The organism is Croceicoccus sp. BE223 (assembly GCF_031457155.1).
GTDB lineage: Bacteria > Pseudomonadota > Alphaproteobacteria > Sphingomonadales > Sphingomonadaceae > Croceicoccus.
Map to the genome: position 1 here is coordinate 36,822 of NZ_JAVDWB010000004.1, position 14,354 is coordinate 51,175.

Annotated in this window: 17 protein-coding genes; 4 read left to right on the forward strand and 13 right to left on the reverse strand. The window is 69.5% G+C overall.

Annotated elements, in window-relative coordinates:
* Window positions 1-9 precede the first annotated feature (9 nt).
* Genes J2X37_RS09505 through J2X37_RS09515 form a run of 3 tightly spaced genes read left to right on the forward strand, consistent with a single transcriptional unit; the run spans window position 10 to window position 3,062 of the window.
* A complete protein-coding gene (locus tag J2X37_RS09505; RefSeq protein WP_310020451.1) occupies window positions 10-726 on the forward strand; it encodes a ParA family protein in 717 nt (238 codons plus the stop codon).
* Entirely contained in the window at window positions 727-1,485 is a 759-nt protein-coding gene (locus tag J2X37_RS09510; RefSeq protein ID WP_310020453.1) for a hypothetical protein, read from the forward strand. It abuts the gene before it with no gap.
* A 35-nt stretch (window positions 1,486-1,520) separates the two neighbouring features.
* Window positions 1,521-3,062, forward strand: a complete 1,542-nt coding sequence (locus J2X37_RS09515; RefSeq protein WP_310020456.1) for a tetratricopeptide repeat protein — start codon at window positions 1,521-1,523, stop codon at window positions 3,060-3,062.
* Window positions 3,063-3,152: 90 nt separating this feature from the next.
* On the opposite strand, the gene J2X37_RS09520 is transcribed toward J2X37_RS09515, so the two are convergent.
* The 9 genes from J2X37_RS09520 to J2X37_RS09560 all read right to left on the reverse strand — a co-directional run bounded on the left by J2X37_RS09520 (window position 3,153) and on the right by J2X37_RS09560 (window position 11,628).
* Window positions 3,153-4,064, reverse strand: coding sequence for an acyl-CoA thioesterase domain-containing protein (locus J2X37_RS09520; protein WP_310020458.1), 912 nt, complete (start codon window positions 4,062-4,064; stop codon window positions 3,153-3,155).
* Window positions 4,065-4,195: 131 nt separating this feature from the next.
* Entirely contained in the window at window positions 4,196-6,361 is a 2,166-nt protein-coding gene (locus J2X37_RS09525) for a sodium-translocating pyrophosphatase (protein ID WP_310020460.1), read from the reverse strand.
* Window positions 6,362-6,471: 110 nt separating this feature from the next.
* On the reverse strand, window positions 6,472-7,386 hold the full coding sequence (gene thiL, locus J2X37_RS09530; protein ID WP_310020462.1) for a thiamine-phosphate kinase: 915 nt from the start codon (window positions 7,384-7,386) through the stop codon (window positions 6,472-6,474).
* Between the two features lie 2 nt (window positions 7,387-7,388).
* Complete coding sequence (gene nusB, locus J2X37_RS09535) at window positions 7,389-7,865, reverse strand: transcription antitermination factor NusB (protein ID WP_310020464.1); 477 nt, start codon at window positions 7,863-7,865, stop codon at window positions 7,389-7,391.
* Window positions 7,862-8,389, reverse strand: a complete 528-nt coding sequence (locus tag J2X37_RS09540; protein WP_310020465.1) for a DUF1993 domain-containing protein — start codon at window positions 8,387-8,389, stop codon at window positions 7,862-7,864. Before J2X37_RS09540 ends, nusB begins: the two co-directional genes overlap by 4 nt.
* A gap of 2 nt (window positions 8,390-8,391) precedes the next feature.
* Window positions 8,392-9,696 (reverse strand): histidinol dehydrogenase, encoded by a 1,305-nt coding sequence (gene hisD / locus J2X37_RS09545; protein WP_310020467.1) that lies wholly within the window; start codon window positions 9,694-9,696, stop codon window positions 8,392-8,394.
* Window positions 9,696-10,355, reverse strand: coding sequence for an ATP phosphoribosyltransferase (gene hisG / locus J2X37_RS09550; protein WP_310020469.1), 660 nt, complete (start codon window positions 10,353-10,355; stop codon window positions 9,696-9,698). The genes hisD and hisG overlap by 1 nt, the downstream gene beginning before the upstream one ends.
* A gap of 36 nt (window positions 10,356-10,391) precedes the next feature.
* Window positions 10,392-11,294, reverse strand: coding sequence for a pirin family protein (locus J2X37_RS09555; RefSeq protein ID WP_310020471.1), 903 nt, complete (start codon window positions 11,292-11,294; stop codon window positions 10,392-10,394).
* A gap of 52 nt (window positions 11,295-11,346) precedes the next feature.
* Complete coding sequence (locus J2X37_RS09560; RefSeq protein ID WP_310020473.1) at window positions 11,347-11,628, reverse strand: BolA family protein; 282 nt, start codon at window positions 11,626-11,628, stop codon at window positions 11,347-11,349.
* Between the two features lie 59 nt (window positions 11,629-11,687).
* On the opposite strand from J2X37_RS09560, the gene J2X37_RS09565 reads away from it, so the two are divergent.
* Complete coding sequence (locus J2X37_RS09565) at window positions 11,688-12,287, forward strand: J domain-containing protein (RefSeq protein WP_310020476.1); 600 nt, start codon at window positions 11,688-11,690, stop codon at window positions 12,285-12,287.
* On the opposite strand, the gene J2X37_RS09570 is transcribed toward J2X37_RS09565, so the two are convergent.
* The 4 genes from J2X37_RS09570 to J2X37_RS09585 all read right to left on the reverse strand — a co-directional run bounded on the left by J2X37_RS09570 (window position 12,284) and on the right by J2X37_RS09585 (window position 14,354).
* Window positions 12,284-12,769 (reverse strand): GFA family protein, encoded by a 486-nt coding sequence (locus J2X37_RS09570; protein ID WP_310020478.1) that lies wholly within the window; start codon window positions 12,767-12,769, stop codon window positions 12,284-12,286. The genes J2X37_RS09565 and J2X37_RS09570 overlap by 4 nt on opposite strands.
* A 1-nt stretch (window position 12,770) precedes the next feature.
* Window positions 12,771-13,235 (reverse strand): SRPBCC domain-containing protein, encoded by a 465-nt coding sequence (locus J2X37_RS09575; RefSeq protein WP_310020480.1) that lies wholly within the window; start codon window positions 13,233-13,235, stop codon window positions 12,771-12,773.
* Window positions 13,236-13,246: 11 nt separating this feature from the next.
* Window positions 13,247-13,894, reverse strand: coding sequence for a glutathione S-transferase family protein (locus J2X37_RS09580; protein WP_310020483.1), 648 nt, complete (start codon window positions 13,892-13,894; stop codon window positions 13,247-13,249).
* A 106-nt stretch (window positions 13,895-14,000) separates the two neighbouring features.
* Window positions 14,001-14,354 (reverse strand): DUF1428 domain-containing protein, encoded by a 354-nt coding sequence (locus J2X37_RS09585; RefSeq protein WP_310020485.1) that lies wholly within the window; start codon window positions 14,352-14,354, stop codon window positions 14,001-14,003.

The window sequence follows — 14,354 nt, forward strand, 5'->3', positions numbered from 1 at the left end:
GGATCATCGGTGCGCGTACTCGCATTGGCATCACAGAAGGGCGGTTCGGGCAAGACGACTCTGTCCGGCCATCTCGCCGTTCAGGCACAGCGCGCGGGCGCCGGTCCCGTCGTCCTCATCGATATCGACCCGCAGGGCTCGCTCGCCGACTGGTGGAACGAGCGCGAGGACGAGTTTCCCGCCTTCGCCCAGACCGCGGTCGCCCGCCTGGCACAGGATCTCGTGACGCTGCGCGAGCAGGGTTTCCGCCTTGCCGTCATCGACACCCCGCCGGCGATCACCATGGCGATACAATCGGTGATCAGCGTCGCCGATCTCGTCGTCGTGCCGACCCGGCCCAGCCCGCACGACCTGCGCGCCGTGGGCGCCACCGTCGACATCTGCGCCCGGGCCAGCAAGCCGCTGGTCTTCGTCGTCAATTCCGCGCTGTCCAAGGCGCGCATCACGTCGGAAGCCGCCGCCGCGCTGGCCCAGTACGGCAATGTCGCGCCCGTCGTGCTGCACCACCGCACCGATTTCGCCGCCTCGATGATCGATGGCCGCACGGTGATGGAGATCGATCCATACGGCCGCTCCGCGCAGGAGATGGAGCAGCTCTGGGCCTACCTCAACGAAAAGCTCGAAAAGCAATTCCGTCGCAACGTCTTTGCCGGCAAGCAGCCGGGCATCGGCGGCCCAGCCAGCCGTCCGGCCGGGGGCTTCGGCCGCCGCGTCGCCGGCCAGTAAATGGACGCCCCGATGATGACCAGCGGCACGATCCCGATGGGCTCTCCGGCAGGCGGACTGCTCGCCAAGAAGGGCAGCGCCCGCCCCGCGATGCGGCGGCAGGCCCAGATCCAGCAGACCGGTTTCGGCAATTCGGCCATGGGCGCACCGGGGGGCGGCGCGCTTTCCGGCTGGCTCACCGGCGCGGAAGACGACTGCGGCTGGAACGACATGGGCGAAGGCGCGCAGCCCAACTACGGCGTGCGCAGCGCCATCGGCCTGACGGCGATGACCAACTCGCCCGATTCGCTTTATGTCGATGCCAACCCCGCCGGTGCCGACTGGGACGAGGCGGACAGCTACGACGACGATGCTTCGGACTGGAACGCCGCCGCCGCCCCGGCCTGGCAGCCTTCGGCACCGGCCAACCCGGTGGGCGCGATGCAGCAGCGGTTGCAGGAAGCGGCCCTGCCGGCAACGTCCTTCGACCGCGACGAACCGGTGGTGGACGACGTCCTCGAACTCGGAACGGCCGAGGAAGTGCCGGTCGGACTGTTCGGCCACATCCGCGCCGCTTTCGCCCGGTTCGCCGCGCTGCTGACGGGCCGCGGCCCGGTCACGGTGCTGCATCTCGACCATGGCCTGCGCGAACGGCTGCGTGTTGCCGCGATGCGACAGGGCCTGAGCGACGAAGCCTTGGCCGAGCGCGCGATCGAGGATTACCTTGGCGCGCAGGCGTCGAAATCTGTTACCGCTCCCGCGTCGACGACGTGGAACTGACCACCACGCACATCCAGACAAGGACCTTGAGGGACATGAGCAGGATCCGCTTCGACATCATGGGCAAGACCGCGCTGCGCGCAGTCTGTGCCGCCGCGATGCTGACCGGCGCGATGGCCGCCCAGCCCGCCCTCGCCGGTGACGGCGAACGTTCGGGCAAGGGCGCAGCGGCGCGACAGGACGATGACGCCGACCGTGCGGTGCGGCTGGCGGAAAAGTCGGTCGCGGATGCGCCGCGCGACGGTGCGCTTCGCGCCGCCCTCGGCCAGGCCTATCTTCGCGCCGGACGCCTCGCTTCGGCGCGGGCGGCCCTTTCCGATGCCATGCAGCTTGGCGAGGACAGCCCGCGCATCGCGCTGATGCTGGCCCTCGCCGAGATCGGCGCGGGTTCGCCGCGCCATGCCTCGATGCTGCTGGCGCAGCAGGGCAACCTGATCCCCGCCGCCGATCGCGGCCTGGCCTTTGCGCTCGCCGGGGAGACATCGCGCGGGGTGGAGATCATTTCCGCCGACATCCGCGCGGGCAACGACAATCCGAAGACCCGCCAGAACCTCGCCTATGCCTATGCCCTCGATGGCCGCTGGCGCGAGGCGCGGATGATGGCGTCGCAGGACGTGCCCGCCGACGTGCTCGATCGCCGCATGACCGAGTGGGCGATGAACGCCCGGCCCGAACAGGCCGCGGCCCGCGTCGCCGCACTGGTCGGCGCGACGCTCCAGGCCGATTCGGGCATGCCGACCCAGCTGGCGCTGGCAAACTTCCCGGCCGCCGCGCCGGTGGCGAAGCCCGCCGCGCCCGCATCGAAGATCGTGACCCCCGCGCCGCGCCTGGCCGCCGCCCCGGCTGCGAAACCAGCCCAGGCCGCAGTCCCGGCGGTGAAAACAGCTCAGGCCGCTCCTCCGGCGGTGAAAGCCGCGCCTGTCGCCTCTCCTGCGGCCCAGCCCGTCGCCACCCCGGCGGCAAAGCCGGTCGTGGCCCCGGTCGTGGTTGCCCGGGCCGAACTGCCGCCGGTTGCGGCTTCTGCCCCGGTTGCCGCTCCGGTCCAGGCCAATCCGGCCAAGTCCGAGATCAAGCTGGCCGCCGTGCCGGCATCGACCGCCAGCGGGCCCGCGATGGTGCGCAATGCCGTGGTCCAGCAGGCGCCCGCCGCGCCGGTTCCTGCAACCGTCACCCCGGCTGCGCTGACCACCACCAAGGCGCCGGTCGCCAAGGCTCCGGCCGCGAAGGTCGCCGCCAAGCCCGCTCTGGCGAAGCTCGCGGCTGCGAAGCCTGCCTTGCCCGCTCCGTCGGCCAGCGGCACGCATATCGCGCAGCTCGGCTCGTACGGTTCGATGGCCGACGCCCGCGCCGGATGGAAGGTGCTGCAGTCGCGCTACGCCAATCTGAAGGGGCAGCAGCCGGTCATCACCCAGGCCAAGGTCGACGGCAAGGATTACTGGCGCGTCGCCGCCGGCAGCTTCGACGCCGCCGGGGCCAAGGCGATGTGCCAGGCGGTCAAGGCCAACGGCGGCGGCTGCCTGCCGATCGCCAGCGCAGCCAGGGCCGACGGCAAGGTGCGTATCGCCAAGGCCGACTGAGATCGAGACAGCCGCCACGGGACGGGGCGGAGAAAGGGGCGGTGCGGACCAGAGGTCGGCACCGCCCTTCGTCTTTGTGGGAAGAACCCGTCAGGCCGGCGGCGTGTAGCTTCCTTCGGGCAGGCGGATCATGCCTTCCTGCGCAGCGGACGCGATGAGGCGCCCGTCGCGAGTGAAGAACTGGCCCCTCGTCAGGGCGCGGCCATGGCCCAGCCACGGCGAATCGGTGACGAAGACGATCCAGTCGTCGACCGGCGCCTCGTCATGGAACCACAGCGCATGGTCCAGGCTGGCGATCCGCGCTTCCTTGAACACGATCCGCATCGTGCGGCGCAGCAGGGCGGTGGTGAGCAGGCCGTAATCGCTCATATAGGACAGGGCGAGCCGGTGCAGGTCCGGGTTGTCGCCCAGCGGCGACCGGACGCGCAGCCAGAAGAACGTCGGCTGGTCAGGCGCGGTGCTCATGTCCCACTGTTCGGCCGGCGCGCGCAGGTCGAACGCGCGATGCTGGACCAGCGCCGGGACGGGGCCGGTGTAATCGACCGGATGCCGGCGAGAGGGCGCGTCGAGTTCGTCGACCAGCCCGTCCGGACCCGGAATGTCGGGCATGGCGACCGGCCAGTGCGGCGCGGCGGACTTGCGCTGGAACGAGGCGGTCAGGTTGAGGATCGGCGTGCCGTTCTGGCTGGCGATGACGCGGCGGTTGGAAAAGCTGCCGCCGTCGAAGTCGCGCTCGACTCTCAGTTCGATGGGGTACTCCTCGTTCCCGCCGCGCAGGAAATAGGCGTGGAGCGAATGCGCCTTGCGGCCCGGATCCACCGTCTGCTGCGCGGCCGCCAGCGCCTGGGCCACGACCTGCCCGCCGAAGATGCGGCCGACGCCGTCTGGCATGCGCGGGGCGACGAAGATGTCGTGCGCCACCTCCTTCACGGTAAGCAGGTCGGCCAGGATCGCGGTGCGTTCGGCATCGGTGCCGACCAGCAGGGAACGTCGGGTGGTCATGCGACGGGGCATGGAACGCGCAGTCGCGCGCGTCAATCGCGCGGCGCGGTGTCGGTATCCTCGGCGGGCAAAAAAAGCCCCGCCCGGCACGGGGCCGGACGGGACTTTCCCCCACTCAACGTGGCGTGACCTCAGCCGGCGGCAAGCGCCGCCAGCAAGAGGAGCGCCACGATGTTCGTGATCTTGATCATCGGGTTGACCGCCGGGCCGGCAGTGTCCTTGTACGGATCGCCGACGGTATCGCCGGTCACCGCGGCCTTGTGGGCCTCGCTGCCCTTGCCGCCGTGGTGGCCGTCCTCGATGTACTTTTTCGCATTGTCCCACGCGCCGCCGCCGCTGGTCATCGACAGGGCGACGAAGAGGCCGCCGACGATCACGCCGAGCAGCAACGCGCCCAGCGCGGCAAAGCCGTTCTGCTGGCCTGCGACAAGGGTGATGACGAAGTACACCGCCACCGGCGCCAGCACCGGCAGCAGCGAGGGCACGATCATCTCCTTGATCGCGGCCTTCGTGACGAGGTCGACCGTGCGGGCGTAGTCCGGCTTCGACGTGCCGGCCATGATGCCGGGATTGTCGCGGAACTGGTCGCGCACGTCCTTCACCACGTCGCCCGCCGCGCGGCCCACCGCGGTCATGCCCATCGCGCCGAACAGGTACGGCAGCAAGGCGCCGAGCAGCAGCCCGACGATGACGTAGGGGTTCTCGAGACTGAAATCGACGTCGAGGTTCGGGAAGAAGTGGGCAAGGTCGGTGGTGTAGGCGGCGAACAGGACGAGCGCGGCAAGGCCGGCCGATCCGATCGCGTAGCCCTTGGTCACCGCCTTCGTCGTGTTGCCCACGGCGTCGAGCGCGTCGGTCTTTTCACGGACCGAATCGTCCAGCCCCGCCATTTCGGCGATGCCGCCCGCGTTGTCGGTGACCGGGCCGTAGGCGTCGAGCGCCACGACCATGCCGGCCAGCGCCAGCATCGCGGTCGCGCCGTAGGCGATGCCGATCAGGCCCGCGAGCTGGTAGGCGATGATGATCCCCGCCACGATGACCAGCGTCGGCAGGGCCGTCGCCTCCAGGCTGATGGCGAGCCCCTGGATGACGTTGGTGCCGTGGCCGGTTTCCGATGCCTTGGCGATGGACTTCACCGGGCGGAAGTTGGTGCCGGTGTAGTATTCGGTGATCCAGATGATCAGGCCGGTGATGGCCAGGCCCAGCATCGAGCACCAGAACAGGTCCATGCCGGTGAAGCCGCCGGCCATCTCGGTCGTCGAGGCAATCTCTTCGCCAGTATCGAGACTGACAATACTGCTCACCACGGTTTCGCTGCCGCCGATCATGGCGTTCATGTCGCCTAGCGCCAGTTGCGTCACGAACCAGATCGCCGGGATCGACAGGATCGCGGTGACCAGGAAGCCCTTGTACATCGCGCCCATGATGTTCGTGCCGCCGCCCAGGCGGACGAAGTAGGTGCCGATGATCGAGGTGACGATGCACGATCCGCCGATCAGCAGCGGCAGCGCCATAAGCCCTTCGAGCTGCGGCACGCCGGCCAGCAGCAGCGCGGTCAGCACCATCGTGGCGCCGACGGTGACGACGTAGGTTTCGAACAGGTCGGCGGCCATGCCGGCGCAGTCGCCGACGTTGTCGCCCACGTTGTCGGCGATGACCGCGGGGTTGCGCGGATCGTCCTCGGGGATGCCGGCCTCGACCTTGCCGACGAGGTCGGCGCCGACGTCGGCGGCCTTGGTGAAGATGCCGCCGCCAAGCCGCGCGAAGATCGAGATCAGCGACGCGCCGAAGGCCAGCGCGACGAGCGCGTCGACGACGGTGCGATTCTCACCGCCGACGGTGAACCCGGCGATTTCGGTGAGGTAGTAGTAGAAGACCGCGATGGCGAGCAGGGCGAGGCCCGCGACGAGCATGCCGGTGATGGCACCGGCGCGAAACGCCAGCGTCAGCCCCTGTTGCAGCCCGCTCTGCGCCGCGGCGGCGGTGCGCACGTTGGAGCGGACCGAGATGTTCATGCCGATGAAGCCCGCCACGCCCGAGAGGATCGCGCCGATGACGAAGCCGATCGCGCTGATCGGGCCGAGGAACACGGCGACGAGCACCGCGACGATGACGCCGACGATGGCGATGGTGGTATATTGCCGCTTCAGGTAGGCCTGTGCCCCCTCCTGGATGGCGGCGGCAATTTCCTGCATGCGTTCGCTGCCCGCGGCAGCACCAAGGACCTGACGGCTGGTGATGAAACCGTACAATACGGCCAGCAGCCCCAGGACAATGGCGATCGTGACCAAGTTCACTTCGCAATCCCCTCCAGTATTATTTCTGGGTCGCACCCGTTCTTCGGGTGTCGGGGCCGGAAGCTACACGGAAACGAGTCGGGCGCAAGCGCGCTAAGGCATTAGCCTGTTCACGACGCCGCGTGGCGATAGCCGAGGTGCAGGTGCGAGGGCGGCGGCGATCCGTCGATCAGCAAGGGCGCCTCGCCGCGCGCCAACACCTTGCCGATCCGATGCGCCGCGACCGGGGCTGGCATGTCGGCGGGAAGGGTGAAGAGAAGCTGGTAGTCGTCGCCCCAGGTCATCGCCTCTGCCGCGCGGTGGGCGAGGGCGGGGTGGACGGGGACCGACGCGCTGTCGATGGCGATGGTCGTGCCGCTGGCCTCTGCCATGCGCAGGGTGTCGAGGAGGAGGCCGTCCGACACGTCCATCATCGCGCCGACATGGGGGGCGAGCGCCTGTCCGGCGGCAAGCAGCGGGACGGGGCGGCGATAGGGGAGCGAGGCCGGGCCGCCATCGCTCGCCTCCAGCGCCTCGAACCCGGCCAGCGCGGCGCCGAGCGGGCCGGTGACCCAAAGCGCCTGCCCCGGCACGGCATCGCCGCGGGCGGGAGAGGGCACGCGGGTCGCCTCGCCGATGGCGGTGAGGCCGATGGCGCGGGCCGATCCCACGGGCGCGGAGACGGTGTCGCCGCCCAGCAGCGGCACGGCAAAGGCGCGGACCGCTTCGTCCAGCCCCGCCGCGAACCGCGCGTCGTCCGCCGCATCGCCCAGCGTGTAGCCGAGCAGCAGCGCCAGCGGCCGCGCGCCCTTGGCGGCCAGGTCCGAGAGATTTACCGCGACCAGCTTCCAGGCCACGTCGGCGAGGTTTTGCCCCGGCAGCCAGTGAACGCCCTCGACCATCATGTCGTGCGTCAGGACAAGCGTGGCGCCGCCCAGCGTCAGTTCGGCGGCATCGTCGGCAAGGCCGCGCGCACCGGGCGCGGTGGCGATGGCGCGCAGGGCGGCGATGAAGCTGTCTTCGCCGCCTTTGCCCGCGTCGGCCATGATCAGGCCAGGCCCTCTCCGGCACCGGCCTTTCCGGCCCGCACGTCCCGGGCGACCGCGTCGAGCAGGCCGTTCACGAACTTCGCCTCGCGCGCTTCGAAGAAGGCGTGGGCGACATCGACATATTCGCTGATCGCGGCGGCGGTCGGCACATCGGCGCGGGCGACCAGTTCGTAGGTGCCGGCGCGCAGGATCTGGACCATCGTGCGGTCCAGCCGCTTCAGCGTCCAGCCTTCGGCCAGCTTGCCCGAAACTAGCGCGTCGATCTCATCGCGCCGGGCGTCGACGCCCTTGACGATGTCGTCGAAGAAATCGACCTCGGCGTCGGCATACTGCGCCTCCTCGATCTCGCGGCCCAGCCGGTGCTGGTGAAACTCGTCGAGCAGGCGGGCGAGCGGCGTGCGCTCCATGTCCATCTGGTAGAGCGCCTGCACGGCGGCGAGGCGCGCGGCGGAGCGGGATTTGGATCGGGCAGTCATGCAAGGTCCCTGAGGCGCAGTCCGCCAAGATAGTCCATCTTGCCGATCTTCACGCCCAGCATGCGCAGGATCGCGTACGTCATGGAGGCGTGGAAATGGAAGTTGGGCTGGGAGAAGGAAAGCAGGAAGTTTTCCGCCGTGAACGGCATGTGGAAGCTCTTGAAACGGAAGTCGGCAGGCTGTCCCTCGATCGCGTTGACCGCATCGGGGGTCAGCGTCTCCAGCCCGGCGATGGCCTGATCGACCAGCGCGCGCAAACCCTCGAAACTGCGCGGCGCCTCGTCGAGGTTGGGGCTGAATTCGCCCTCCTGCGCCTTCTCGATCGCCATCAGCGAATGGGTGTGGCAGGACTTCACCTGGTAGGCGAAATCGAACATGTCGGGGGCCAGCCTGGCCCCGATGACCTGTTCAGGGTTCCACCCATGCTCGGTGCAATGCGCCTCCGCCTTGTCGAGAAGGGTGCGGATCGAGCGCAGGATCTGCAGCTTGGTGGGCACGATGGCGTCGTAGAGCGTGATCGGCACGGTCAGTCTCCCTTGCGGCGGTCGAGCCGGATCGCGACCGAGCGGGCGTGGGCGGGCAGCCCCTCCGCCTGGGCCAGCGCGACGGCGGCGGGGCCGATATTGGCGAGCGCGGCCCCGTCCAGTTCGATGAAGCTGGTGCGTTTCATGAAGTCCAGCACCGAAAGCCCGCTGGCGAACCGCGCGCGGCGACCGGTGGGCAGAACGTGGTTGGGGCCGGCGACATAGTCCCCGATCGCTTCGGGCGAATGACGGCCGATGAAGACCGACCCGGCGTGACGGATCGATTCGAGCAGCGGTTCGGGGTTCGCGACCGCGAGTTCGACGTGTTCGGCGGCGAGCGCGTTGGCAAGCGCGGGCGCTTCGTCGAGCGACGCGACCTCGATGATCACGCCGTGGTCCTTCCACGACTGTTCGGCGACCTTGCGGGTCGACAGCATGGAAAGCTCGACACCCACCCGGTCGGCGACGCGGTCGGCGAACTCGGCATCGTCGGTGATCAGGATCGACTGCGCGACGGGGTCGTGCTCGGCCTGCGACAGGAGATCGGCGGCGATGAAGCCGGGGTCGTTCTCACCGTCGGCGATGACGAGGATCTCGCTCGGCCCCGCGACCATGTCGATGCCGACGGTGCCGTAGAGCTGGCGCTTCGCCTCTGCCACCCAGGCGTTGCCGGGGCCGGTGATGACGTCGACCGGCGCGATGCGGTCGGTCCCGTAGGCGAGCGCGGCCACCGCCTGCGCCCCTCCGATGCGCCAGATCTCGTCCACGCCCGCGATGTGCGCGGCGGCAAGGACCAGCGGGTTCATCACCCCGCGCGGTGTCGGCGTGACGACCGCGAGGCGCCCGACGCCCGCGACCTTGGCCGGAATGGCGTTCATCAGCAGCGACGAGGGGTAGGCCGCGCGCCCGCCGGGCACGTAAAGACCCGCCGCGTCGACCGGCCGCCAGATCGCCCCCAGCCGCACGCCAGCCTCGTCGCGGTAGTCGCGCCGTTCGGGCAACTGCGCCGCGTGATAGGCGCGCACGCGATCGGCAGCCGTTTCCAGCGCATCGCGCAAGGTCGCATCGAGCGCGTGGTAGGCCGCCTCGCAAGCCTCGCGCGGGATGCGCCAATCGTCGTCGCCCGCGAGTTCCCAGTGGTCGAACCGCCGGGTGTAGTCGACCAGCGCCTCGTCGCCCGCCACGCGCACGCGGTCGAGGATGACGCGCACGTCGCGGCCGACATCGTCGTCGGTCTCGCGCCGGTCGGCCACCAGCCTGGCAAAGGCCCTGGCAAAGCCGGGGTCGGATGAGACCAGCCGCTTCATCAGGCGGCCTTCTGCTCGGCCAGCGCGCGGAACCTGTCGATCAGCGCGCCCAGCCTTTCGGGATCGGTCTTCAACGCGGCGCGGTTGACGATCAGGCGGGCCGAGACCGGCAGCAGTTCCGCGGTTTCGACAAGGCCGTTTTCGCGCAAGGTCGTGCCGGTCGAGACGAGATCGACGATCCGCCCCGCAAGGCCCAGCGAGGGGGCCAGTTCCATCGCGCCGTTCAGCTTGACGCACTCGGCCTGGATGCCCTTCGCCTCGAACCAGCGGCGGGTGAGGTTGGGATACTTGGTCGCGACGCGCAGGTGGCTGGCGCTTTCGACGTCGCCGTCGGCACCGTCCTTCGGCTCGGCGATCGAGAGGCGGCAGTGGCCGATGTCGAGATCGACCGGGGCGTAGAGATCGGGATAGTCGAACTCCTCGATCACGTCGGAGCCGACGATGCCCGCCTGCGCCGCGCCGTGCGCCACGAAAGTTGCCACATCGAAGGCGCGGACGCGGATGATGCGCATCGACGGATCCTCGCACGCGAAGGAGAGCGCGCGGTTCTTCTTGTCGTGGAAACCGGCTTCCGGAACGATCCCGGCGCGCGCCATCAGGGGCAGCGCCTCATCGAGGATGCGCCCCTTGGGCACGGCGAAAGTGAGCGTGGCGGTCATGACAGGCGCGCAGATAGGCCGCGAGCCCCGCCAAGGCTAGGGGTAACTGACCGTCTGGGGCTTTTCGGGAATGGGAATGAATTCCTTCTCGTCGCCCGGGACCAGCGGGAAACGGCCCGCCTGCCAGTCTTCCTTGGCCTGTTCGATCCGCTCCATCCGGCTCGACACGAAGTTCCACCAGACCCGGCGCGGCCCCATGCTCTCGCCGCCCAGCAGCATGACCCGCGCGCCGCTCCCGCTCGCCAGCGTCATCGCGCGGCCCGGTTGCAGGACGTGGAGCGCGTAGAGTGCGAGCGGTTCGCCGTCGGCGCTGGCTTCGCCCGCCACCAGCATGACCGCGCGCTCCTCCGCATCGGCGTCGAGCGGGATGTGGCCCCCGGCGCCCAGCGCGATGTCGGCGTAGATCGTTTCGGCATGGCAGGTCGTCGGCGCGGAACGGCCCCACAGGCTGCCCATGATGACCCGCGCCCGCGTGCCCCCGTCCTCGATCACCGGAAGGTCGCCGGCCCCGACGCTTTCGAAGGCGGGGTCGGTCTCTTCCAGCCGTTCGGGCAGGGCGAGCCAGGTCTGCATGCCGAAAAGGTCGAGCCCGGTGACCCGTTCGGCGGGCGGGGTGCGTTCGGAATGGACGATGCCGCGCCCGGCGGTCATCAGGTTGACCGCGCCGGGCCGGATCGTCGCGTGGTTGCCGAGCGAATCGCGATGGTCGATCGCGCCGTCGAACAGGTAGGTCACGGTGGCGAGGCCGATGTGCGGATGGGGCCGCACGTCCATGCCGTGCCCCGGATCGAGGCGGGCGGGGCCGAATTCGTCGACGAAGACGAACGGGCCGACCATGCGGCACCGGGCCGACGGCACGGCGCGCCGCACCTCGAAATTGCCGAGGTCGTGGGCGACGGGGGTGACGGTCTGGGCGAAGGGAGAGGTCGCGTCGGTCATCGCGCCACGATGGACCGCGCGTGTTTCCGGCGCAAGTCGCCGCCGCGAAGCCTCACTCGCCCGGCGCGCGCGCCCTGATGGCGAGGGCGTGGACGCGCTGGCCCGGAAGATCGCCCAGCGCGCGGTTCACCATGCGCTGCCGTTCCAGCCGCGAGACGCCGGCGAAAGCGTCGGCCACGATCGTCACGGTGAAGTGCGATTCGCCGGTGCCGTCGTCGCCCGCGTGGCCGCGATGGCTGGCGCTGTCGTTGCTGACTTCGAGCCAGGAGGGGCGGAACGCTGCCTCCAAGCGCTGGCGGATTTCGGTTTCGGCAGGTCCGGGCGTGCTGTTCATGCGGCCCGATATGGCGGCGGGGGTTCCAATTGCAACGCGCAAGGCACATCTGTCGTTCGATGCGGCACGACAGGTTTCACGGACGAATCGAGAATACGGGGCGCGAGTGCGAGGCGCCGGGATGCGCGGAGGCGGGCGAATTCCGGGCGCCCGGATCGCACGGGCCCGGTTTCGACGGGCCGGGCGACTGGCGCTGGTTCTGCCTCGACCACGTCCGCGCGTTCAACGCGGGCTACGATTTCTTCGAAGGGATGAGCGCGGACGAGATCCTCGACGCGCAATCGCCGGTGTTCGGCTGGAAGAACCAGGCGCGGGTCTATTCGGGCCTCGGCAACGACGGGCCGCGCTGGGCCGATCACGAGGATCCGCTCGACGCCATTTCGGCGCGCGCGCGCGGCATTCGCGGCGACCGCGAGCGGCAGTGGAAGCAGGATGCCGAAGCGCGGCAGCGCGGCCTCAACGCGCAGGATCGGCGCGCGCTGGACGAACTGGGCCTCGGCTACGACGCGGATCGACCGGCGCTGCGCCGCCGCTATTCCGAACTCGTCCGCCGCTTTCATCCGGACCGCAACGGCGGGGACCGCACGCACGAGGCGCAGTTGCAGCGTGTCGTCGACGCCTATCAGCACTTGCGCAAGACGACCCGCTTTACCGGCTAGAGCCCGCGCAAGGCGAGATAGCGCGCGGCGCGTTCCGGCCCGAACAGCGTGTTGTAGTCCTTCCGGCCGTAGAACGCGTCGCGGGCCGGGGCATCGTCCGTCTGCACCCAAGGCTGGCGACTGCGCGTGAAGATGTGGATGTCGGGCGCAAAGGCGTCGGGGTCGTCCAGCGTGCCGATGCGCACGAACCTCGCCTTCTCGCCCATGCCGCCGTAATGGCTCCACAACGCGACCTGGCAATCCGGGCAGCGCGCGATCGACTGGCCCTTGCCGCTTTCCGACGGAGTCTCGACGCGGACGGGTGCGCCGGCAAGCATGGTGACCCGGTCCGCCTCGATCAGGCCGTTCAGGGCAAAGGCGCTGCCCGTTTCGCGCTGGCAACTGCGGCAATGGCAGCAGTGCACGGCAAAGGGCACGTCCTCCAGCCGGTAGCGGACCGCGCCGCACGGGCAGCCGCCTTGGTGGCCGTGCGGCCCCGCCATGTCAGCGGCCTCTTCGGGCGGCTTCCTCGCACAGGGCGACGAACTGGTCGGCGACCGCGCCCCAACCCGGCTCGAACCCCATTTCGGCGTGCTGCTGCATGGCCTCCTCGGTCCAGTGGCGGGCGCTGGCGGTGTAGCGGGTGCCGTCGCCTTCGGGCTCGATCCGCCACGATCCGATCATGAACGGATCCATGGGCTCGTAGCCCGCGTCGGCGAGCCGGATCGCGTCGGTGACGACGAAACCGCGCCCCTCGTCCCACGCCAGGAAGAGGCCCTCCTGCGGCATATTCTCGCCATCGGGGCCGAGCATGACCATCGCGCTGCGCCCGCCCGGGCGGCGTTCCTGCGCCAGCATCTCGATGCGCCAGGGGGCGGGGCACCACCACTCCTCCTGCCGGTCGGCGAGGACCGGCCAGCAGATTTCGGGCGGCGCGTCGATGAAGCGGGTCAGTTTCAGTTCGTGCATGAAAGGCTCCGTCAATCGCGATGGGGGTCGCCCAGCGGGAACAGGTGGCGATAGGGGTAGGCCGCATCGACGCAGCGCACCACTTCGGGCAGGGCGAGCAGGCGGGCGCGCAGGGCCTTGAGATCGGGGCAGTCGTCGCCGATCTGCTCCACCCAGTCGGCATAGAAGAGCGAGGGCGCGGCGGCGCATTCGACCAGCGTCAGCGGCCCCCGGCACAACAGGTCGGCGCGCGGTTCGAGCCAGGCGTAGGCCCGGCGCAGCTTCGCCCTTGCCTCCTCCTGCCGCGCGGTGTCGGGGCCTTCGGGATTGCGGAGCTGTTCGTCGACCACGACCTGCATCACGTTCATGACGTAATTGTCGAAGACCCGGTCCATCTGGCGCAGCTTTTCCGCGCGGCCCGACGGGATCAGACCGCTGGCCTTCTGGTGATGGGCGGCCAGGTGCTCGATGATCGAGGTCGCCTCGAACACCACGGTGCCGTTGTCGTCCATCACCGGAAACTTGCCGAACGGGCCGCCATGCGCTGCCACGAAGGCGAGGTTGTCGGGGTGCCCGGGGTCCAGCATGTGGAACTTGTAGTCCAGGTCGGCGGCGTGGAACGCGATCTGCGCCTTCCAGGTGTAGGACGAAAACGGGTGGCCGTAGAGTTCGATGAGCACCGAATGGTTTCTCCTGTCCCGCGGCGCCGCGTCGCTGATCGCACGGCTGCCGGATGGATGGGCTAGCACGCGCCGCCCGCCCGGCGCCAGCACAACGCGCGCGGTTTCAGCGGCCCATCGTCACGATGGGATCGAAACCGCCCCAGATCATGCGCCGGCCGTCGAAGGGCATCTCGCCCATCTCCTCGAACCGCTTGTCCTCCATGATCCGCGCATGGCCCGCGTCGCAGGTTTCCCGGTCGGGCCAGATGATCCAGGAAAAGACGATCTTCTCGCCGCCCTCGGCCTTTACCGCGCGGCGGAAATCGGTGGTGTGTCCGTCGGTGACGTCGGCTTCCCAGCATTCGACGATCTCGGTCGCGCCGTACTCGCGGAAGATGGGGGCGGCCGCCTCGGCCATCCGGCGATAATCCTCTTTGCGGCCTTCAGGCACGGGGATCAGGAAACCCTGCACGTACAT